Genomic DNA, 20822 nt, shown 5'->3' on the forward strand with positions numbered 1-20822 from the left:
CCGGACTGTCCCAGCCGACGGACGGCGGGCTCAGCAGCCGTTTTCGGGATCGCCGTCGAGCACGCCCTCGGGGAGATCGGCCCCGACGAGAGCCGCCCACTCAGCGAGATGGGTGTGTCCCTCGCGCCGTGACATACTGTCTCAATCGAAGTGTCTTCGCCGATCGATATAACAGTTGTGTCGGTTCGGTACGGAGTCGTCCGCAGACGTTCAGGGAATGATGCGCTCGCCGTCGTCGTAGACCGCGATGGCGTCGACGGGGCACGCTCTCGCGGCGAACTTCGCATCCAGCTCCGCGTCGTCGGGAATCTCGCGGACGACCGTGGTGCCCTCGCGGTCGGCGTCGCCTCGCGCTGCGGTGCTTTCTTCGCGTTCCTCGCCGTCGACGAGGATCGCCTTCCCGGCGTCCTCGTCGGCCTCGAACCCGTCCCACTCGGCGACGCACTGGAACATCCCGATGCAGGTGTCGCGGTCGTACTCGATGCGCATACCAGCGATTTCGGCGGCGCGGACATATGGCTGACGGCAAGCCGACAGCCCGGTCCGAGCCGAGAACCACGACGCGCCGTCGTGAGTATTTGGGTTTCTGGGTGGCGCGCGGGAGCGGAGCGCGGCGCGACCGAAGGGAGGGCCGCGGACGTGAACGGGGAGCGAAGCGAGCCGTGAGCAGCGAGTGCAGGCACGTCAGAGCGTAGCTCTGACGGTGGATGACTGAGGGAGCGAACGAAGTGAGCGAGCGAAGGAGTCGGCTGGGGAGGGTGTGGCTGTCGCGGTGCGGTGGCGGTCTCTCATTTGAGTCGGTACTCGCGGCGGTCGGCGTGACCGAGTTCACCAGATCTGCCCCGTGACGAACGGGTGCTGTTTCGCGCTGTTCACTTCCGCCGTGCGAGACAACAGTTTAAACCGAAGAACGGGCAGAGAGTAGGTAATGAACGTCTCGGCGCTGTCGGGCGTCCCCGAGTGGCTGCCCGACCATCTACAGGAGGAGGGGATCGAGGAGCTCTACCCCCCACAGGCGGAAGCGGTCGATGCGGGCGTCACGGAGGGCGAGAGCCTGGTCGCGAGCGTCCCGACCGCGAGCGGAAAGACCCTCGTCGCCGAGCTCGCCATGTGTGCGAGCGTCGCGCGCGGCGGGAAAGCGCTCTACATCGTCCCGCTGCGCGCGCTCGCAGGTGAGAAGCGTACTGAGTTCGAGGCCTTCGAGGAGTACGGTCTCAGCGTGGGGGTCTCCACGGGGAACTACGAGTCCGACGGCGAGTGGCTTGCGACGTGTGACATCATCGTCGCCACCTCCGAAAAGGTCGACTCTCTCGTGCGCAACAACGCGCCGTGGATCGACGACCTCTCCTGTGTGGTGAGCGACGAGGTCCACCTCGTCGACGACGGCCATCGCGGCCCCACCCTCGAAGTCACGCTCGCGAAGCTCCGCCAGCGAAATCCGGGATTGCAGGTCGTGGCGCTGTCGGCGACGATCGGCAATCCAGAGATTCTCGCCGAGTGGCTCGACGCCGAGCTGGTCGACTCGACGTGGCGGCCGATCGACCTCAAGAAGGGTGTCCACTACGGCCAGGCCATTCACTTAGAGGACGGCGAGCAGCACGAGCTCGGGGTCAGAGACGGCGAGAAGCCGACCGCCGCGATCGTCCGCGACACGCTCGACGACGGCGGCTCGACGCTGGTGTTCGTGAACTCGCGGCGCAACGCCGAGGCGTCGGCGCGGCGGCTCGCCGACACGGTCGAATCACGACTCACCGACGAGGAACGCGAGCGGCTGGCGGACGTGGCCGCCGAAATCCGCGACGTGAGCGACACCGAGACCAGCGAAGACCTCGCGAGCGCGGTCGAGCGCGGCGCGGCCTTCCACCACGCGGGACTCGCCTCCGACCACCGCGAGCTGGTCGAGGACGCCTTCCGTGAGCGCGCGCTCAAGGTGGTTGCGGCGACGCCGACCCTCGCCGCCGGCGTCAACACCCCGAGCCGGCGGGTGGTGGTGCGTGACTGGCGACGGTACGACGGCGAGGCGGGTGGGATGAAGCCCCTCTCGGTGCTGGAGGTCCACCAAATGTGCGGGCGTGCCGGACGGCCGGGACTCGATCCCTACGGCGAATCACTCCTGCTCGCCAACAGCCACGACGAACTCGACGAGCTCTTCGACCGGTATATCTGGACCGAACCCGAACCCGTCCGCTCGAAACTCGCCGCCGAGCCCGCCCTCCGTACCCACCTCCTTGCCACCGTGGCGTCGGGCTTCGCGAGTTCGCGGTCCGGACTCCTCGAATTCCTCGATCGGACGCTGTATGCAACCCAGACCGACGAGAGCGGTCGTCTGGAGCGGGTTACGGACGACATGCTCGACTACCTCGTGGTGAACGACTTCCTCGATCGCGATGGCGAGGAGCTCCAGGCCACGTCGCTCGGCCACACCGTTTCGCGGCTCTACCTCGATCCGATGAGCGCTGCCGAGATCGTCGACGGGCTCCGCGCGGCCGACGACCGTCCGAGCGCGCTCGGACTCTTTCATCTCGCGAGTCGCACGCCCGACATGTACGAGCTCTACCTCCGATCGGGCGACAGCGAGGAGTACACCATGCTCGCCCACGAGCGCGAGACCGAACTCCTGGGGAGTGTGCCGAGCGAGTTCGAGGACCGGTGGGAGGACTGGCTCTCGGCGCTCAAAACCGCGCGCATGCTCGAAGACTGGGCGAGCGAACTCGACGAGGGCGAGATCACCGATCGGTACGGAATCGGGCCGGGCGACCTCCGGGGGAAGGTCGACACCGCGGAGTGGCTCCTCTCCGCTGCGGAGCGACTCGCCGGCGAGCTCGGTCTCGAATGGGCACCAGCCGTCAGGGAGGCCAGAACTCGGGTTCAGCACGGCATCCAGTCCGAACTGATCGACCTCGCTGGCGTGCGCGGCGTCGGCCGCAAGCGCGCCCGCCGGCTCTTCGAAACCGGGATCGAGACCCGCGCCGACCTCCGCAACGCGGATAAACCCGTCGTGCTCGGTGCGCTCCGCGGTCGACGGAAGACCGCCGAAAACGTCCTCGACAACGTCGGCCGGGCCGATCCCTCGATGGAAGGCATCGAGCCAGAAGGATCGGTGATCGTCGAGAGCGGGGGGTCGAACAGCCAGGAAGACGGCACCGCAGCGCGAGGCGAAGCCGACCGCGAGGACCAGTCGAGTCTCGGTGAGTTCTGATGGCGATGGTCAAGCGGGGTGAGCGCTGAATGGAACTCGTCGAGGGGCGGGCGACGATCGAGGACGTCGATCGGTTCGTCGCGAGGCTCGGCGTGATCGGCGACGATCATGGGTGTGCGATTCAGGCGTTCGACGCGCGCTATATCGTCTCGCGCGGCCACCTCGAACGTGCGCTCGAACTGGCCGATCGTGCGCGGGCGCGCGACGAGGCGGTCGCACGGGAGCGCGCGGTCGAGATACTGCTGTACGCCGCCGGACGCCGCCAGATCGAACGCTCGCTCGAACTCGGGGTCGACGCGGGCGAGGGATCGGTCGTCGTGGTCGTGGCGGCGGACGAGGACGGCGAAACGAACGACGAGCGGGCGGCTGCGGCGGCAGTCGTGGAGCGACTCGACACCGCTCGTGTCCTCAGCGAGACCGACACGCTCGACGAGTTCGACGAAGCGCGCGTTCGGGACTTCTTCGGGATCGGCGATGCGGAACTCGCGGCCACGCACGCGGGACTCGACGCCCTGGTGGGCGAGCGGGTCGCACTGCTCGACGTCGAGAAGTGAGTGGGGTTTCCGAAAGGTCATGCCCGCCGCGAGCGGAGCCTACGTATGCGAACCGGGTCGACGGCACGCGTCGAATCGAAGCGGGTCGAGGTCGCCGTCGACGGAGATTCGGTCGAACTGCGATATCTCGCTGCCGGTCAGACCGAGGCCGACGAGTCGCCGATCGTCCTCCTGCATGGGATCGGGCTCGACGCCGCAGGCGTCTCGTGGAAACACCTCCTTCCGCATCTCGCTCGGGAAAACCAAGTGTTCGCGCCCGATCTGCCTGGCCACGGCGAGAGCGACGCACCGGACGTCGCGTACACGACCGACTACTATCGTGAGACGCTCCAAGCCTTCCTTGCGACGCTCGACGTCGAGAGAGTGCGCCTCGTCGGCATCTCGATGGGCGGCGCGCTCGCGCTCGGTCACGCACTCGACAGCGAGCGGGTCGAACGACTGGTTCTCGTAGACAGTTACGGACTGGGACGGGACGCGCCGTGGCGACCGGGTGGGTACGGCCTGCTCCGCGTGCCGGGGTTCGATCAGTTCCTGAGCGCGGGGTTCGGCCTGAACCCGGCTGCCGTCGCGGGCAGCCTCGCGGGCCTCACCGTCGCCGCATCCCCCGAATTCGTCGCCGATGTACAGAAATCGATCACGCCGGGAGCGGCCCGGGCGCTCGCCAGGTGGCAGCGCAACGAGTTCCGGGCGAGTGGGCTCCAAACGTGCTATCGCGACCGACTCGACGAACTCGATGTGCCGACCCTCCTGATTCACGGGCGCGAGGACCCGATCTTCCCCGTCGCGTGGTCCGAGCGGGCCGCGGAGCGGATTCCGGGGGCGAGGTGTGAGATCATCGAGCGATGTGGACACTGGCCGCCGCGAGAGCAGTCCGAGAAATTCAATCGCGCCGTTGGCGAGTTTCTCTAATCGTCGACCTCGTCGAGGAGGACGACTGCCTCGCCGTCGATGGCGGTCACGTCGTCGGTCGTGACTCGCGTCGCGATCCGATAGCGATGCTCGCCGAGGTCCTCGACGATCTCGCACTCGGCGGTCGCGCGCTCGCCGATCCCGACTGGGTTTTGGAACTCGACGTCCTGAGAGAGGTAAACCACCAATCCTGGAAGGCGGGCGAGCGCGGCGCTGATGAGCCCGGAGGCGAGCGTGCCGTGGACGATCCGACCACCGAAGCGGGTACGTTCGGCGAAGCTCTCGTCGAGGTGGAGAGGGTTGGTGTCGCCGCTGGCACGCGCGAACGCTCGGACGTCGGCATCGGTGAGCGTTTTCGTGAACCGGACACGATCGCCGACCGAGAGTGCGTCGCGTCGATGTTCGGTGAGATCGACTTCCCACTCCGGACGCTCCGCGCCGGCCAGCGCGCCCTCGGCCGGCGTGTCGTCGGTCTCGTGCCCGCCAAACGCCGCAAGTGCGGCCCGGTTCGCTTCGAAGACGTTTTCGAGAAACCGGGTCGAGCCGCGGAGCCACGCATCCGCGAACGTGTCGTGCCGAGATCCGGAACTCATTGACAGTAGTTATCATCCCCGAGAATACTTAAACGATGCTAAGCGGAAGCGTCGACGATCGGTCGATAGCACCGTTTTTCGGGCGAGTAACACGTCGGAGCGCGAAACATCGTTCAGCAGGATGGCGGGAGTGACAGTCGGTTTGCGGTGTTCGAAGGAACTCTATGGCAATAAATGGTATTGGAGGGAAGTCTTATGTCGTCTGGACGAGTAGACAGGGGTAAGCGATGACCGACAACGACGAGACGACGTGGCCGCCGGCACAATGGGCTGAGCAGTTCCAAGAGGCGGGCGAGCAGGCCGTCGAGCGACAGACGGAGTTCGCTCGCCAGATGATGACCGCGGGCATCGGGTCGGGGCCGAACGGGCTTCCGGAGTTCGCGGCGTCGAGCATGGGAACGGCGACGTTCAAGACCCGTGTCCAGAGCGGCGGCCGGATCTCGATCCCCGACGCCGAGCGCGAGGCGCTCGACATCGAGGAGGGCGACATCGTCCAAACCGTCGTCGTGCCGGTCAAACGCAATCGCGAGGACGACTCATGAGCCAGTACACAACCCCCATCGACGCAGCGTTCGCAATGCAACGATCCGCGATCACCAGCAGCCACGAGGCGATGCAGCAGGGCCTCGACCTCCAGCGGACGGCTGGCCGCCTGGCGCTCTCGGGCCTCGAAAGCCAGGAAACGATCCAGCGCCAGGGCGTCGAGCTGCTCCACGCGGCAACCGAAAGCTACCTCGATAGCGTCGCGGCGACCGTTCCCGCCAGCGGGACCGGCGTCGAGCAGGTCCGCGAAGCGACCGACGAGGGGTTTGCCCGGCTGACCGCCGCCCATGCCGAGACCTTCGACGCGTTCGAGCGCGCGGCCGAGGAAACCCTCGATAGCCACGACGAGCTTGCGGTCTCGTCCACCGAGGCGGTCGGCGAAGGAGTCGAGGAGCTGCTCGACGCCCACGAGGAACTCCACGAGGAGACCCTCGCGACGATCGACGAAGCCGAGGAGCGAACCGAGGAGTTCGAGGACGCGTTCGAAGCGCAGCTCGACGAGCAGCTCGAACGCACGGAAGAACTCCAAGAGCAGTTCGAGGCGCGGATGGACGACCAGTTCGACGAGGCAGCGGCGTTCCAGGAGCGCCTCCGCGAGCAGGCCGCGGCGTTCGAAGAGCAGCTCCAGTCCCAGACCGAGGCGTTCGAGATCGCGGTCGAAGACGAGACGGCCTGAGCGGCAACACACCTTTTAGCCACCACCCGACCACAACCCACCATGAGCGAGATGAACCCGGAGGACGTACAGGAGAACTGGGCGGCGATGATGACCGAGATGAACGACGCGGTCGCGAACTCCTTCGAGCAGAACATGGAGGCCCAAGCCGCGTTCATGGAGTCGTGGATGGGCGCGTTCGAGGGGTCGATGCCCGACGAGGGAACCACGAAGGAGGGGATCGAGGGGTACGAGCGCGCCGTCGACGTCTGGATGGAGGCCGCAGAGCAGATGACCACCCGGCTCACCGCGGCCGCCGAGGGAGAAGACGTCGACGTACAGGAGCTCCGGGACATCTGGCTCCAGAGCGCGAACGAGGCCTTCTCCGAGGTGATGGGCACCAGCGCGTTCGCCGCAGGAACCGGCGAGATGGTCGGGAACCTGATGGAGCTCCAAGAGGACGTCGACGACCTGAGTCAGGACACGCTCGAAGCGCTCGGCTTTGCCACCCGCGACGATATCGACGAGGTGGGTGAACGTCTCGTCGAACTCGAACGCCGCCAACACGAGGTGTCGAAGAAGCTCGACCGGCTGCTGGAGGACGAATGAGCGACCGCGGTACGGGGGCGTTCAACCCGTTCACGACGGCGCTCGACGCCCAGCGCCGGAGCTTCGAGGCCGCCGCCGAGGCGGTCGAGAAGACCACGGTCGCGCCCGAGCAGTTGAACCAGATGCTCTCGGTCGAGGTGGGCGAGACCCCGAGCGAAGTAGTGTATACCGAGAACAAGCTCGAACTCCTCCACTACGAGCCGCGGACCGACGAACAGCACGACGTGCCGATCCTCGTGATTTACGCGCTGATCAACAAGCCGTTCATCCTCGACCTCCAGCCCGACCGGTCGGTGATCCGGCGGCTCCTGGAGGCGGGCTTCGACGTCTACATGATCGACTGGAACGAACCCTCCAGGCTCGATCAGCATCTCACCCTCGACGACTACGTGAACCGATACATCGAGAACTGCGTCGACGAAGTCCGCGAGGAGTCGGACCAGGATTCGATCAATATTCTGGGCTACTGCATGGGTGGTACGATGTCGGCGATGTACGCCGCGCTCCACCCCGAGAAGGTCCGGAATCTCGGGCTGATGGCCGCCGGGCTCTGTTTCGACGACACTGGAGGAGTACTCGAACTCTGGGGCGACGAGGAGTTCTTCTCGCCCGACGAACTCCGGGCGACCTACGGCAACGCACCCGCGGAGATGCTCGATGTGGGCTTCGCGTTGATGGATCCCGTCTCGAACTACGTCTCGAAGTACGTCCGCCTGTACGACAACCTCGACAACGACGACTTCGTCGAAAACTTCGGGCGGATGGAGCGGTGGCTCTCGGAGGGAATCGATGTCGCGGGCGCGACGTTCGCCCAGTTCGTCGAGGACATCTATCAGGACAACAAGCTCTACGAGAACGAGCTGTACCTCGGCGGTGAGCGAACCGCCGGTTCGCGATCCTCGTCGGGCGAGCGAAGCGAGGCGCAACCAGAGGGAGCGTGGTCCGAGACGCCTTCGGCGTCTCGTCATCACGAGAGGCGCGACGCGCCTCTCGAACGACCTCGGAACGGCGAACGGCGAAGCCGTGAGCGAAGCGAGTCCGACGGCGGCGAGCGCGCTGACGGCGGCGAGCACGTCGATCTCGCGAACATCGACATGCCCGTCCTCCAGATCACCGGCGAGTACGACCATCTCATCCCCTCCGAGACGAGCAAACCGTTCAACGACGTCATCGCGAGCGAGGACACCGCAATCATCGAGTATCCGACGGGCCACATCGGGCTCTCGGTCTCGGGTAGCTCCCACGAGAACGTCTGGCCGCAGGTCTGCGAGTGGTTCGAGGAACGGTCACAGCTCGACACCGAGGCCGCCGAAATAGAAATCGAGAGTGCGAGCGAAACGGCCGACGACGTGGCCGCTAGCGATGATGGAAGCGACGCAGAGGCTGACGACGAGTCGGGTCTCGAAACCGTTTCCGGGATCGGTGACACCTACGCCGCGCGGCTACGCGGGGCGGGGGTCGAGACGACCGCGGACCTCGCGGCCGCCGACGCTGCAACTGTTGCCGACGCTGCCGAAGTGTCCGAGAGTCGCGCTACCGAGTGGATCGAACAGGCGTCCTGAGTTGCGGCCAACGGGTTGTAGAAAGAACGCTTTTCAGCCGTCGAGCGGTCGGATGGGGACCGGACGCGGGCCGTGATCGGTCCCCTCGACGACCGCCTCGACGCCGAACACATCGGCGAGCAGTCCCTCGGTCACGACGTCGGCCGGCGGGCCCCAGTCGTAGACCGCGCCGTCTTTGAGCGCGATGAGGTAGTCAGCGAAGCGTGCAGCCTGGGCGATGTCGTGGAGCACGACCGCGACGGTGACGCCCTTCTCACGGTTCAGCCGTCGTACCGTTTCCATCACCCGAAGCTGGTGATGGAGATCGAGGAAGGTGGTGGGCTCGTCGAGCAGGAGGACGTCGGTTTCTTGGGCGAGCACCATCCCGATCCACGCGAGCTGGCGCTGGCCGCCGCTGAGCTGGCCGACTTCGGTGTCACGGAGGTGATCGATCCCCGCGAGGTCGATCGCGCGCTCGACCGCGGCGCGATCGGCGTCGTCGACCGACTCGAACGTGCCGCGATACGGGTATCGGCCGTGAGAGACGAGGTCCTCGACGGTGATCGAGCCGGGCGAGTCGTTCTCTTGGGAGAGGTGGCCGAGTTCGCGGGCGAGCTCCTTCGAGCCGTACTCGTTGATCGCGCGGCCGTTCAGCGCGACCGCGCCGCCGTCGGGCGCGAGGTGATCGGAGAGCGTTTTGAGCAGCGTCGACTTCCCGGAGCCGTTCGGGCCGACGAGCGCCGTCATCTCGCCCTCGGGGATGTCGACACGCGTACACTCGACGACCGGCTCCTCGGTGGTCGGATAGCTGATGGCGAGATCCTCGCCGACGAGCGCACTCCGTGGCGGCTCCGCGTCGTCCGCCGCGGCTTGACGATGGACCGCCTCGCTTGCAGCCGACGCCGCGGTCACACCACCGTCGGTCACGCGAGGCGAGTCCGACGTGGATCGCGAATCGGCGGTTCGCTCGTCCTCGTCGGTCGTCGCCGATCCAGTCCGTCGCTCGTCGTCCATGCGTTTTAGGTCTCCCTAAGGGCTCAAAACCGTTTCGGCTGTCTCCCTCCGGTGAGGACGCACCGAGCAGCCATTACTAGTTACCGGTGACGATACGCGCCACGCGACCGCGGTCGAACAGCTGCTCGTCGTCGGGGATGTCGGGATAGGGGTTCCCGTCGGTGTACTCCGGCCACTCGCCGAACTGCTCGGGGTAGAGCTGCTTTGCCCCCATTTCGAGCTGGAAGAGGTTCATGATGGGGCCCTGATAGCGCATTCCAGCAGGGTACACCCGATCGTTCTGCACCGCAGAGAGCTGGCTGCCGACGGAGTGGTCCGCGAGCTGGCTGCGGATCTCCGCCATGTCGTGGTTCGGCGTGAGCCCCCAGAGATGGAGGATCACGTCCGGATCGGCCTCGAGCATGGTCTCGTAACCGACCGTCCCCCACAAATCGGACCAGTCCTCGTCCGCGAACGCGTCGTTCGCGCCCAGCGGCCGAGTGTCGGCCAGCCAGTAGCCGGGCTTGTTGAGATGGTAGGTGTAGAACGACCCCTCGCTGAGGGTGACGCGGACAGCGGTCGGGCGCTCGTCCTTCGGCGGCAGACCCTTTTCGATCGTCGATCGGAGGTCCCGGTGGACGGACGCGAGCGCCTCGTAGCGCTGGCGTTCTTGAAACACCTGGGCGACCTTCCCGAACAGCTCCCAGAGCCCGTAGTACTGGTACGAATCACGGTACGACGATGGTGGCTCGGCGTGCGTTCCGCTGTAGAAGTTCCCGAACCACGGCGCGACGTTCGCCCCGACTTCCTCGACATCGGCCTGGCTCCAGTTGTCGTTGGTGGCAGCGTGTGCGGGGTCGGCGAGATGGACGTCGCTACCGAGGCTGTAGAGCTGTTCTTTGGCGAGGCCGTCGCTCAGCGGGTCCGGGAGTCCCTGCCAGTCGAAGGAGACGCCGTCGAGTCGATCGTAGTAGTGATTCATCGTCGTGCCGGACATCTCGGGCACGTAGACCGCATTCACGGCGTCGCCGTGACCGAGTGCGACCGCCATATCGGCGTACTGCGGGAAGATCGCGAAGGCGCTCTGCGGTACGGAATCGAATTCGACGGCACCCATCGGAGCCATCGACGCGGTGTAGCTCCCGCCGCCGCCGGCAGTGGCGTTCGTGTCGGCGTTCGTCTGCGCTCCGTCACTTGCGGAACCGCCGCTGGCGTTGTCGGCGTTCACACTGCTGTTGCCGCCGTCCTGACCGCCGTTTTCCGTGTCCGAGTTGGCGTTTCCGGAACGGCCGGCACAGCCGGCGAGCAGCCCACCGCCGACGATCGCACCGGCTCTGAGATACGCGCGTCGCGTCGGCCGTATGGCGTCGCGGTCAGTCACGATTCGCCGTTCCCGTCGACGATGGGCGCGATGCGCTCGGGATCGTACAGCGGACCGGAGACGCGGTCGGGGTAGACCTGCTCTGCGGCGCGCTGGGTCGTGACGAAGTTCGTGATCGGCCCCTGGTACAGCGGGCCACCGCGGTAGACATCGTCGTTCTCGACGGCCGTCAGCGCGCTCGCCGTCGAGTTGTTTTTCATGAACTGCACCACGGTGTTCTGGAACTCCTCGGCGGTCTGGCTCTCGTGGCCACGGAACAACAACACCTCGGGATCGATCTGGAGGAGGGTCTCGAAGTCGACTGCCGAGCGGCTCGCATGGAAGTTCCCGACGTCGGTTTCGGCGAGCGCGTCGCGAACCCCGAGATCGCGCCACTGCTTGAAGCTGGTCCCCTCACCGATGAGATACGGGCTGAACTCCTCCGGTTCGTTGCCCGACGCCCACAGGATCGCGACGCTCGGGCGCTCGCTTTCGTTCGATGGGACGACTTCCGAGAGGTTCGACTGCATCTCGTCGTGGAGTTCCACGAACTGCTCGTAGCGGTCCTCACGCTGGAACATCTCGGCGAGCTTGCCGAACGCCTCGTAGAGCGTGTAGTACTGGTAGTCCTCGTGCCACGAATAGCCTCGCGAGAAGCTGCTGTTGCCGAAGAAGGGACCGACGTTCGTCCGGAGTTCCTCGATGTCCGACTGCTTCCATCCCTTGAACCGGTTGAGCAGGAAGTTGGGATCGATGACGTGAACGTCGCCGTCGAGTTCGTAGAACAGCTCCTTGCTCACGCCGTCGCTCGACAGCGCCTGCATCCCGCTTTTGTCGACCGAAACCCCCGGAACCTCGTCGTAGTACTGGGTGTGATAGCGTTCGGGCAGCCAGACCGCTTTCGGCGGGGCGACGCCGAGCGCAGCCCCCATATCCGCCCAGCTCCCGTTGTTCGCCACCCACGTCTCGGGAACGCCGTCGAACGTGACCTCACCCATCGGCGCGATCGAGACGCTGTAGGAGCTCCCGGTCTCGGTTCCGCTCTGGCCGTCCGTTTCGGTCCCGTTCTCCGTGCCCGTTTGGGCCCCGGCGTCGGTCCCGTTGCCGGACGCGGTCGCGGTCGATCCGGCTGTCGTGGTGGCCGCCGCAGTGCTTGTCCCGTTCGCGGCGGTCGTCGACTCGTTCCCGCCCGCGGAGCTGTTGTTCCCATCGCCGTCCCCGTCACTGGAGGTACAGCCCGCAAGCAGTGCACTCGCTGTCGCCGCACCCGTCAGGAACCGTCGTCGTTGCATACGATTTCGGCGTCCCTAAATCGTACTAAACCTTCCGGTTTTAGGCGCTCCTAAAGACAACGGAGAGACATGCAAACGAGGGATACGACCCGAGAATCACCGAGCGTCGTGTCGGTTCCGTGCAGGAACGGAACGTACAACAGGCACGAGCAGTCAATGGAAAACGATGACGCGGCCACGCATCGCCCTGCTCGATCCGTCCGAGAACGAGAACACCCGACGGAACTTCCGTCGAGAACTCGACGCCGACCTCGCGGAGTTCGCGGTCCGCGACGGCGTGCCCGACACGTTCGCGTTCGACGGAGCAGTTGTTCCCGGATCGCGCGCGTCGGTCTACTGGGACGAGCCGTGGATCGATCCTCTCGTCGAGTGGGTCGGGACGGCCGTCGAGCGCGACATGCCCGTTCTGGGAGTGTGTTTCGGCCACCAAGTGCTCGCGGCCGCCCTCGGTGGAGAAGTCGCGGACATGGGGAGCTACGAGATCGGCTACCGGGACGTCGAGGTGGACGACGATCCGCTGTTCGCGGGCGTCGAGAGCCCCGCCACTGTGTTCACCACCCACTCCGATACCGTGACCGAACTCCCGCCCGGAGCCGAGCAGATCGCCGAAAACGACTACGGCGTCCACGGGTTCCGGGTCGGCAACGCGGTCGGCGTGCAGTTCCACCCCGAGTACGATCCGGCGACCGCCCGCGAGGTCACTCGGGGCAAGGACCTCGCCGACGAGCGCATCGATCGGGTGCTCGACGGGATCACCGAAGCGAACTACGCGGCGGCATGCGAGGCCAAAACACTCTTCGAGAATTTCACCGATTCGGTCCGCGAGGTGCGCGACGGCGGGGGATCGACGGCACGGACTGACGAAGCGGCCGGCGACTGAGGGTACGAGGGTTTTTTGCCGCGCGCCGCGAGGCGGCGGTATGCTCGACTACGTGGGGCTGGAGGCAGATCTCGACGAGGAAGAGCGGCTGATCCGGGACACCGCGCGGGAGTTCGTCGAGGAGCAAGTGAACCCCGACATCGGCGAGCACTTCGAGAACGGCACGTTCCCCGAAGAACTCATCACCGAGATGGGCGAGCTGGGATTTTACGCCCCGAACCTGGAGGGATACGGCCTGCCTGGCGTCTCCGAGACGGCCTACGGCCTCCTGATGCAGGAGCTGGAGGCGGGCGACTCGGGAATTCGATCAATGGCGAGTGTCCAGGGCGCACTCGTGATGTACCCGATCCACGCCTACGGCTCCGACGAGCAGAAGGAGCGGTGGCTCGCGGATCTCGGGACCGGCGAGAAAGTCGGCTGTTTCGGTCTCACCGAACCCGAACACGGCTCGAACCCGTCGGCAATGGAAACTCGCGCGGAGAAAGACGGCGACGAGTACGTGCTCTCGGGATCGAAGACGTGGATCACGAACTCCCCCATTGCGGATGTTGCGGTGGTCTGGGCGCGCGACACGTCGGCCGAGGACTCACCAGTACGAGGGTTCCTCGTCGAGACCGATCGGGACGGCGTGAGCACCAACAAGATCGACGAGAAGCTCTCGATGCGCGCCTCCGTCACCGGCGAGATCGGGCTTTCGAACGTCCGGGTGCCCGAGTCGGCGGTGCTGCCCGGCGTCACAGGAATGAAGGGGCCGCTGTCGTGTCTCACCCAGGCCCGGTACGGCATCACGTGGGGCGCGATCGGCGCGGCACGGGACTGCTTCGAGACCGCTCGTGACTACGCCACCGACCGCGAGCAGTTCGACAAGCCGATCGCGAGCTTCCAGCTCCAGCAGGGCAAGCTCGCCGAGATGGCCACCGAGATCACGACCGCCCAGCTCCTCTCACACCGCCTCGCCGACCTGAAAGAGCGCGGCGACCTCCGCCCCCAGCAGGTCTCGATGGCGAAGTACAACAACGTCAGCATGGCGCGCGATCAGGCGCGAGTGGCCCGCGAGATGCTCGGCGGCAACGGGATCACCCTCGACTACTCGCCGATGCGCCACCTCGCCAACATGGAGACAGTCTACACCTACGAGGGGACTCACGACATCCACTCGCTGATCCTCGGGCAGGATCTGACCGGGATTGCGGCGTTCGAATAGCACCGGCGAACACCAACGAGATCAGTCGCGTTTGCGCCCCACCGGCGGCTCTGCGCTGACGACTTTCCCCAACAGATCGCGCCGGTCGGCTACCGTCCGATAGAGGTCCTCGCGGCGCTGCTCGTAGTCGGCGAATCCGTTCAGAAAGTCGAATATCTCGGGCGGGACCGTGTCGGTGCGCGTGAGGACCTCCTCGGTGGCCGCCCCACAGGAGTACACCGTGCCGTCGGTGAGGAGGTGGACACACTCCTCCCAGTCCTCGGGGAGGCGCTCGCGCTCGGTTTCGGAGAGTTCCGAAAAGCCGCGGGGTTCGAACTCGCCGTTCAGCACGGCCCACTCGGCCCACCACGTGCAAAAGCCACAGTCGTCGTCGTAGACCAGCCGTGGCGCGGATCGGTCGGCACTGCTCATGACGCGAACACGAGCGGGTCACGAAAAACGACATCGGTCGTCGCGGCGATCCGCGGGCGGGCCTCCACTGGCGAAATTACGGGACCGGGCGAGCGCCGGTCAGTGATCGCCGTGGAGGTGGACGCCGTCGTCGTCGACGGTGTCGACCATCTCGTCGCGGAGCGCGTAGGTGTCGTCGTCGGTGTCGCCGAACCCGAGGCTCGATTTCACCTCGTCGCCCAGGCTCGGATCGAGGTCGACGTAGGCCGTGTCGTCGTCGACGGTGGCGACCGTCCCCACTTCATCGCCGTTGTTGTCCAGTACGTCCATCCCCGAATCGATCTCAGAGGTATCCCCCAGCATGACGATTGTCACAACGAGCGATGACGGGCTATAGCTACTGCCGTCAGGTGCAAGCCACGCGGGTCAGTCCTCGGATCGATCGCTCGACTCTGCCACCGTCATCGATCCCGTATCGGCCACGTCGGTCCAGAAATCGAGCCGATCCTCGGGGTCGAAAAACCCCGAGAGTTCGCGGTCGTCCTCGTCGCCACCCGGCGGCGAGCCGGCGTACACCCCGACCGCACCCGCATCGGGATACCCTACCACGTCGGGCTCGTCCATCGTCGACAGCACGAGATAGCGGAGCGTCTCGTCGCCGTCGTTCACGATCCGGTGGGCGTGCTCTTCGCCGGTCGGGAGCGCGACGTACGTGCCCGCCGACAGCGAGTGCTCCTCGTCGTCGAGGCGCAGGAGACCGGAGCCGGCGAGGACGTACACCGCCTCCTCGTTTTTCGTGTGGTAGTGATACGGCCACGAGCGCTCGCCGGCAGGGAGCTCGTAGAGGCTACAGCCCAGTTGGTCGCCGCCATCGGCGTCGCCGAGCTGTTTGCGCCGGAAGCCGATGTCGTCGGGGCCGATAGAACTCCAGTCGAGGTCGGTTTCGTCGACGGGCATCGCTCGACACGAGTGGCCACGAGGGGATAGATGCTCGGGCGGACGAAAACCGACGGTGCGCCCCGCGGTCGGCGATCGCGGGGTAGCAGGGAGCGGCAGGCAGCGAGTGCCGTCAGGATCGATCGATGTCGAGTTCGTCCTCGATCCCGGCGAGTGCGTCGTCGTCGGCGAGCTCTTGGAGGCGCTCGCGGAGGTGTGTTCGACAGAGACCGACCTTCAGGGCGTTCTTCTCGACGGCGACGGCGGCTTCAGCCTCGCAGTAGTGACACTGCATCACCCGACCCTCGGAGCCGACGAAGGTTCAATCCTCCGTTAGGGGAGACGTTCCGCGACCCGGTCGAACGCCGCGCGATCGAGCCCTGCACGACCGAGCACGTCGTCGTGGGCGTCGCTTCCACCAGTTGGAACGAGGTCGTGGCGCTCGATCGCGCGCTCGACCGGAGCCGGATCGACCGACCGACCGTACTCGTAGTGGCGCTCGACGCCGTCGAGGTACGCCGAGCCGGTGAGTTCGAGGGCAGTCTCGGGATCACCGTAGCGCAGCGGATGGGCGAGCGAGACGAGGCCACAGGTCTCGGCGAGGAGGGTGGCCCCGCGCTCGAAGTCGGGGAGGTTCCGGGCGACGAAACACGGACAGCCCCGGCCGATCACCTCCTCGAAGGCCCCCTGGTAGTCGTACTCGGTGACGTCGGCGATCGCGCGCGCGATGTCGGGTCGGCCGATCCCCGCAGCGGGTTCGAGCGGGAGATCAGCCCCGAGGCGGTCCTCGGCGCAGTCGACGATCGCGTGGCCGCGTTCGACCCGATCAGCCTGGAGTCGGTCGATCTCCCGGGCGAGTTCGGGCGTCGGCTCGACGCCATACCCCAGCAGATCGACTTGGCCCGCGCCGGTCTCGACCCGGAGTTCGATCCCGTGGATCACGGGCACGCCGTCGAGGTCGTCGGTCGGGGTGTCGAGATCGTCGTGGAGGCGCTCGTGATCGGTGATGGCGACGATCTCGACGCCGGCCGCGCGGGCCGCGCGGGGGACCTCGTGGAGACTCATCGTCCCGTCGGAGTTCGTCGTGTGGACGTGGAGGTCGGCGACGGGCGGCATGCCGGGGACGTGCACCGCCGGCGACAAGCCTCTTCCGGGCGAGTCCAAAGTCCTTAACCAATGAATATTCGATCCAATGGATTGTAGAGAACGTTTATGATGTTCACGTGCCCCGCAACGAGCATGCAGTGCATGATCGAGGTGGAGGATCGGCTCGACGCCCACAGCTATCCCGCGACGACCGACGAACTGATCGACGCATACGGTGGACTCGAACTCTCGCTCCCGAACGGCACCGAGACGTTCGGTGACGCGCTGGGACGGATCGGTCCCGACACCGTCGAATCGGCGGAGGCCGCGCGGCTCGTGGCCTACAGCGCGGTCGGCGACGCGGCGATCGGCCGAAAGGGGTACTCCGACCGCGATCCGACCGCACCCGGCGAGACCGGCCACGACGAGGTGTCGCTCTGACGATCGCGAGCGGCTCCCGCTACCGCCCGAGAGCGTCGTCGAGTTCGAGCGGCACCGATCCGTTCTCGTAGCCCGCAACCGAGCCGTCGGGCCGTGCGCGGAAGACGACCGCCGGCCGGTGACCCACTCCGGGATGCTCGCCCGCGAGCGCAGCCCACTCGTCGTCGTGAAACGACGAGCAGTCCACAAAGAGTACGGCGTCGGGGTGGGCGGCGAGCTGGTCGTCGGTCTTCGCCGCACCGGTCTGGCGAACCGCGGCCGCCGGGGTGTTCGCGGACCGGCCGGCGGGTCGTCCAGGGCGGGTGACCTCGACCAGAACGGGGCCGCGGTCGGTCGTCACCTGGAAATCTAGGGCATAGCCCGAATCGAGCTCGATCTCGGGGATGGGGGCGTAGCCGGCGTCGGTGAGGAGCTTCGCGGCGTTGAACTCGCCCATCGTCGCGCTCATTCGCGTTCGATCGACGTGCTCGCTGGTGCCGAGTTTCGCCGCCATGGTGTAGCGGTGATCGTCGAACACGCCCGTGGAGAGAAATCGCTCGTAGAACCCGAGTGCGTCCTCGGGGTCAGCATCCGGAAAGCCCGCGGCGTGGTCGGCGAAGAAGGCTCGCGAACTCGCTCGGCCGTCCTTCGAGAAGAGGATCGGCAGAAAGAACCACGCGACGTGTTCGTACGCCGCGAGCCACGGATCGGTCATGTCGAGTTCGGCGAGGAGTTCGCGCTGGGCCCACCGTGCGACGGGGTAGGGAACTTCCTCGAAGGTGTACTTCTCGGTGCGCCAGAGCGCTTCCGGAGTTTTCGTGTTACCGAGCCAGAAGGCGTCCTCGCCCCAGACGAACAGCGCGCGGTCGCCGTTGTCCATTTCGAGGCGGCGAGCGGTGCGGCCGCCGGGTGGCTTGTACCACGCCGAGGAAAGCGTCGCGCCGAAGGTTTCGTCGAGCGGGACGTGGAGATCGCGCCGCACGCGAGAATCGTCCCACCGCTCGCGTGAGCGCCGGAATCGAAGAGGACCAGCCACGAGTCGTGTTTGCGGGCCGGGCGGTTAGCGGTGTCGGTCCCCCGCCCGTCGAATGACAGTTTCGTGAGCGATACATTGATAATCATGAGGGACAAACGACGAGTGTATTTACCATGTCAATGGGTGCCTATGACGCGGCGGAACACCAACGCCGCGAGGAGAAGACGAGCGAAGTGGGCGCGAACGCCGCTGACGACGACGATCGGACCCAGTACGACGGCGACGTCGAGTACGATGTCGGCGATGCGGACGATCTGCTTGCGCAGTTCCGCGAGATCAAGTCGCGGTAGCGTCCTCCACCGCCCTCCGTTTCGAATACAACAGCCAGAGCGACGCGCTCGTGACCACGAGCACCGCCGAGACGTGTGCGAGGAGCACCGCGAGCAGGACTGGATAGTCGAGGACGAACGGGACGAGCAGGAGCTGAATGACGCCGAACGCGATCGTCTCGACGTCGGCCCAAAAAAAGGTGTGGGCGGTGTCGGCGTCGAACTCGTAGCGATACGAGCGCCAGAGCGCGGTGACGGTCGCCCACCAGCCCGTTCCGATGCGATAGCAGACGTCCCAGAGCACGAGAAGGAGGAAGTAGACCACGAGCACGGGCGGATCGGGACCGAGCAGTCGATCGAGCAGCGGGGCGCGGCCGCTGGCGGTGTTGGGAACGAACAGGTACGTCAACATCGCACAGAACGCGAGCACCGCGAGCACGACGTCCATGTTCGAGCCGAACACCAGCCGGCGGTAGGCGTCGGGGAGTTCCACAGTACGAATGCGCCGCGCGACCCGCACCATCTCGATCGACCCGATGCCGGCGACGAACACCGCGGCGCTGCCCGCGAGCGCGACGCTCCAGAGGTCGTAAAACCACGCGAGGGCGACCACGCCCGCCTCGAACACGCCGAGTTGGATCGCGAGCGCGAGCGTGGTCGAGACCTCGATTCCCGGGAGTGCGCCGACGATGCTCTCGTAGGTCCACGTCTCACCGAAGTCGGTGGGCCGGCTCATCGCTCGGGTTCGACCCGCGCCCGCTCGGCGCGTTCGGTCGCCGCGGGTTCTTCCTGCCGGCCAAGCGCCCGCTCGACTGCGGTCGGGAAGTCGGTGCGCTCGATCGGTACCAGCTCCTCGATCCGCGTGTCGTCGACCACGACGGTGTTTTTGAGCCCGAGGATCAGCGGGTGGGCGACCGCTTTCGGGATGTCGGTGACGAGATCGACCCAGTACGCCGAGAGCTTCGGCGAGAGCACCGGCACGGGCAAAATGAACAGCGAGCGATCCGCGATCCCGGCAGTGCGTTCGAGGAGTTCCTGGTAGGTCAGCACCTCCGGCCCACCGATCTCGAAGGTGTCGCCCGCGGTTTCGGGCACGTCGAGACAGCCCACGAGGTACGCGATCACGTCCGCGATGGCGATGGGCTGGCACTCCGTACGGACCCACTTCGGCGTGATCATGACGGGGAGTCGGTGGACAAGCTGTTCGACCATCGCGAAGCTCGACGAGCCCTCGCCGACGATGATCGCAGCTCGGAGCGTGGTGAGGTCGTAGCTACCGTCGGCGAGGATGGTTTCGACCTCGCGCCGGGACATCAGGTGTTCGGAGAGGCCTTGACGGGTCTCGCCCAACCCGCCGAGATAGAGCACGCGATCGATACCCGCCTCGCTCGCCGCACGCTGGAAGTTGTGGGCCGCCCGGCGGTCCCGCGCCGCGAAATCGGTCCCGGACTCCATCGAGTGGATGAGGTAGTACGCGGCGTCGATTCCCTCCAGAGCGTGTTCGAACGTGCCGGCGTCGAGGATGTCTCCCTCACACACGTCGTCGGCCGGCCCGTCGTAGCTGTCGGCGTCGCGGGTGAGCACCCTGACGTCGTGGCCCGCCTCGATCAGCGCCGGAACGAGGCGACTCCCGACGAACCCCGTCGCGCCGGTCACCAGCACGCGCATACGCGAGGGAGGGGCCGGTGGAGTATAAGTCCACGCTCGCCGGTAGATCGGGGCGCTATCGGTCGGAATGCCGTCTCCGGTCTTGGTGCGGTGGCGCGCGGGAGGGCGGCGAAGACGCCCGACTCGCGCGAGGGATGAGCGAAGGAACGGAGTGACTGAGCGAATCGGTTGGGGAGGTGTGTGGCTGTTGCGGCGCGGTGCTGAGGTGGTGGTGTCGGTAATCGAACCGCGAACGAGCAACGCGAGTGAGCGGGTGTTTTTAGTCCAGGTTTTTGCGAGGAGCGGTGCGCGAGCGAAGCGAGCGCACCCGACGAAGTAAAAAAGTGGGCGCGGGAGGCGTGTGGCTTGCGGTTCTCATTTGTATCGGCACCCGGTTCGAACGAACTAGCAGTCGTCGACCCGGCTACTGCCGAGGGCTGGAGAAAGGGCTTTCTCCGGGCGTACCCACCAGCCATCCATGACTACCGAGCCGTGTGACAGCTGCGGACGCGCGGTGCAGATCGCCGGCGGGATCGCGAACCTCTGGACGTTCGGCGGTGACGCGAGCGAGGGGCTGACCCTCGAATTCGAAGACGGCTCCGAGTATCTCCTCTGCTATGACTGTATCGAGCGACTCCCCGAGGACGCGCGGGCGGCGGACGTCGCGGCGCTCGACGAGTACGAGCACTCGGTCGACGAGTAGCCC

The 20822-nt window shown here is 66.3% G+C and carries 25 protein-coding genes; 12 read left to right on the forward strand and 13 right to left on the reverse strand.

The annotated features are described in order from the left end of the window. Positions 1-210: 210 nt before the first annotated feature. A complete protein-coding gene (locus C450_RS02730; RefSeq protein ID WP_005039703.1) occupies positions 211-489 on the reverse strand; it encodes a ferredoxin in 279 nt (92 codons plus the stop codon). A gap of 439 nt (positions 490-928) precedes the next feature. Here C450_RS02730 and C450_RS02735 point away from each other — a divergent pair, with 439 nt between their 5' ends. From C450_RS02735 to C450_RS02745, 3 genes are read left to right on the forward strand one after another with little or no spacing between them, the layout of a single operon-like run. Further along, the gene (locus C450_RS02735) at positions 929-3199 is read left to right on the forward strand and encodes an ATP-dependent DNA helicase (RefSeq protein ID WP_005039705.1); all 2271 of its coding nucleotides are present in this window, start codon (positions 929-931) and stop codon (positions 3197-3199) included. A 29-nt stretch (positions 3200-3228) separates the two neighbouring features. Further along, a complete protein-coding gene (gene cgi121 / locus C450_RS02740) occupies positions 3229-3753 on the forward strand; it encodes a KEOPS complex subunit Cgi121 (protein WP_005039707.1) in 525 nt (174 codons plus the stop codon). A gap of 45 nt (positions 3754-3798) precedes the next feature. Then, positions 3799-4662: an alpha/beta fold hydrolase gene (locus C450_RS02745; protein WP_005039710.1), complete on the forward strand. Its 864-nt coding sequence runs from the start codon at positions 3799-3801 to the stop codon at positions 4660-4662. Here C450_RS02745 and C450_RS02750 read toward each other — a convergent pair. Continuing rightward, positions 4659-5255 carry a MaoC family dehydratase gene (locus tag C450_RS02750; RefSeq protein ID WP_005039711.1) on the reverse strand — a complete coding sequence of 199 codons (597 nt, stop codon included), beginning with the start codon at positions 5253-5255 and terminating at the stop codon, positions 4659-4661. The two genes, C450_RS02745 and C450_RS02750, sit on opposite strands and share 4 nt — an antisense overlap. Before the next feature lie 227 nt (positions 5256-5482). Here C450_RS02750 and C450_RS02755 point away from each other — a divergent pair, with 227 nt between their 5' ends. From C450_RS02755 to C450_RS02770, 4 genes are read left to right on the forward strand one after another with little or no spacing between them, the layout of a single operon-like run. Further along, on the forward strand, positions 5483-5797 hold the full coding sequence (locus C450_RS02755) for an AbrB/MazE/SpoVT family DNA-binding domain-containing protein (protein ID WP_005039714.1): 315 nt from the start codon (positions 5483-5485) through the stop codon (positions 5795-5797). Beyond that, positions 5794-6474 (forward strand): hypothetical protein, encoded by a 681-nt coding sequence (locus C450_RS02760; RefSeq protein WP_005039717.1) that lies wholly within the window; start codon positions 5794-5796, stop codon positions 6472-6474. Before C450_RS02755 ends, C450_RS02760 begins: the two co-directional genes overlap by 4 nt. 42 nt (positions 6475-6516) lie before the next feature. After that, positions 6517-7062 carry a poly(R)-hydroxyalkanoic acid synthase subunit PhaE gene (locus C450_RS02765; protein ID WP_005039719.1) on the forward strand — a complete coding sequence of 182 codons (546 nt, stop codon included), beginning with the start codon at positions 6517-6519 and terminating at the stop codon, positions 7060-7062. Continuing rightward, on the forward strand, positions 7059-8624 hold the full coding sequence (locus tag C450_RS02770; RefSeq protein WP_005039721.1) for an alpha/beta fold hydrolase: 1566 nt from the start codon (positions 7059-7061) through the stop codon (positions 8622-8624). The genes C450_RS02765 and C450_RS02770 overlap by 4 nt, the downstream gene beginning before the upstream one ends. 33 nt (positions 8625-8657) lie before the next feature. Here C450_RS02770 and C450_RS02775 read toward each other — a convergent pair whose 3' ends face one another. The 3 genes from C450_RS02775 to C450_RS02785 form a co-directional block, all read right to left on the reverse strand. Beyond that, positions 8658-9617 carry an ABC transporter ATP-binding protein gene (locus C450_RS02775; RefSeq protein ID WP_005039723.1) on the reverse strand — a complete coding sequence of 320 codons (960 nt, stop codon included), beginning with the start codon at positions 9615-9617 and terminating at the stop codon, positions 8658-8660. A gap of 76 nt (positions 9618-9693) precedes the next feature. Next, positions 9694-10977 (reverse strand): ABC transporter substrate-binding protein, encoded by a 1284-nt coding sequence (locus C450_RS02780; RefSeq protein ID WP_005039725.1) that lies wholly within the window; start codon positions 10975-10977, stop codon positions 9694-9696. Beyond that, a complete protein-coding gene (locus C450_RS02785) occupies positions 10974-12248 on the reverse strand; it encodes an ABC transporter substrate-binding protein (protein ID WP_005039728.1) in 1275 nt (424 codons plus the stop codon). The genes C450_RS02780 and C450_RS02785 overlap by 4 nt, the downstream gene beginning before the upstream one ends. Before the next feature lie 166 nt (positions 12249-12414). On the opposite strand from C450_RS02785, the gene C450_RS02790 reads away from it, so the two are divergent. Beyond that, a complete protein-coding gene (locus C450_RS02790) occupies positions 12415-13128 on the forward strand; it encodes a type 1 glutamine amidotransferase (protein WP_005039730.1) in 714 nt (237 codons plus the stop codon). A 40-nt stretch (positions 13129-13168) separates the two neighbouring features. Beyond that, complete coding sequence (locus C450_RS02795) at positions 13169-14332, forward strand: acyl-CoA dehydrogenase family protein (RefSeq protein ID WP_005039732.1); 1164 nt, start codon at positions 13169-13171, stop codon at positions 14330-14332. A 21-nt stretch (positions 14333-14353) separates the two neighbouring features. Here C450_RS02795 and C450_RS02800 read toward each other — a convergent pair whose 3' ends face one another. The 5 genes from C450_RS02800 to C450_RS02815 form a co-directional block, all read right to left on the reverse strand. After that, positions 14354-14743, reverse strand: coding sequence for a DCC1-like thiol-disulfide oxidoreductase family protein (locus C450_RS02800; protein WP_005039734.1), 390 nt, complete (start codon positions 14741-14743; stop codon positions 14354-14356). Between the two features lie 99 nt (positions 14744-14842). After that, entirely contained in the window at positions 14843-15085 is a 243-nt protein-coding gene (locus C450_RS02805; protein ID WP_241430243.1) for a hypothetical protein, read from the reverse strand. 63 nt (positions 15086-15148) lie between these two features. Then, a complete protein-coding gene (locus C450_RS02810) occupies positions 15149-15679 on the reverse strand; it encodes a cupin domain-containing protein (protein WP_005039738.1) in 531 nt (176 codons plus the stop codon). A gap of 112 nt (positions 15680-15791) precedes the next feature. Next, positions 15792-15953 carry a DUF6757 family protein gene (locus C450_RS22270; protein WP_005039741.1) on the reverse strand — a complete coding sequence of 54 codons (162 nt, stop codon included), beginning with the start codon at positions 15951-15953 and terminating at the stop codon, positions 15792-15794. A gap of 38 nt (positions 15954-15991) precedes the next feature. Next, complete coding sequence (locus C450_RS02815) at positions 15992-16774, reverse strand: PHP domain-containing protein (protein ID WP_005039744.1); 783 nt, start codon at positions 16772-16774, stop codon at positions 15992-15994. 123 nt (positions 16775-16897) lie between these two features. Here C450_RS02815 and C450_RS02820 point away from each other — a divergent pair, with 123 nt between their 5' ends. After that, entirely contained in the window at positions 16898-17185 is a 288-nt protein-coding gene (locus tag C450_RS02820) for a DUF5789 family protein (RefSeq protein ID WP_049909799.1), read from the forward strand. A 19-nt stretch (positions 17186-17204) separates the two neighbouring features. Here the strand turns inward: C450_RS02820 and C450_RS02825 are convergent, their stop codons facing one another. Beyond that, a complete protein-coding gene (locus tag C450_RS02825) occupies positions 17205-18200 on the reverse strand; it encodes a DUF5784 family protein (RefSeq protein WP_049909800.1) in 996 nt (331 codons plus the stop codon). Between the two features lie 113 nt (positions 18201-18313). Here C450_RS02825 and C450_RS22220 point away from each other — a divergent pair, with 113 nt between their 5' ends. Continuing rightward, entirely contained in the window at positions 18314-18490 is a 177-nt protein-coding gene (locus C450_RS22220; protein WP_394324902.1) for a DUF5786 family protein, read from the forward strand. Here C450_RS22220 and C450_RS02830 read toward each other — a convergent pair. Beyond that, entirely contained in the window at positions 18477-19205 is a 729-nt protein-coding gene (locus tag C450_RS02830; protein WP_005039755.1) for a DUF7530 family protein, read from the reverse strand. The two genes, C450_RS22220 and C450_RS02830, sit on opposite strands and share 14 nt — an antisense overlap. Continuing rightward, positions 19202-20137, reverse strand: a complete 936-nt coding sequence (locus tag C450_RS02835) for an NAD(P)H-binding protein (RefSeq protein WP_005039759.1) — start codon at positions 20135-20137, stop codon at positions 19202-19204. Before C450_RS02835 ends, C450_RS02830 begins: the two co-directional genes overlap by 4 nt. Positions 20138-20594: 457 nt before the next feature. On the opposite strand from C450_RS02835, the gene C450_RS02840 reads away from it, so the two are divergent. Next, positions 20595-20819: a DUF7561 family protein gene (locus C450_RS02840; RefSeq protein WP_005039761.1), complete on the forward strand. Its 225-nt coding sequence runs from the start codon at positions 20595-20597 to the stop codon at positions 20817-20819. Positions 20820-20822 lie beyond the last annotated feature (3 nt).

The organism is Halococcus salifodinae DSM 8989, from assembly GCF_000336935.1.
GTDB classification, from domain to species: Archaea; Halobacteriota; Halobacteria; order Halobacteriales; family Halococcaceae; genus Halococcus; species Halococcus salifodinae.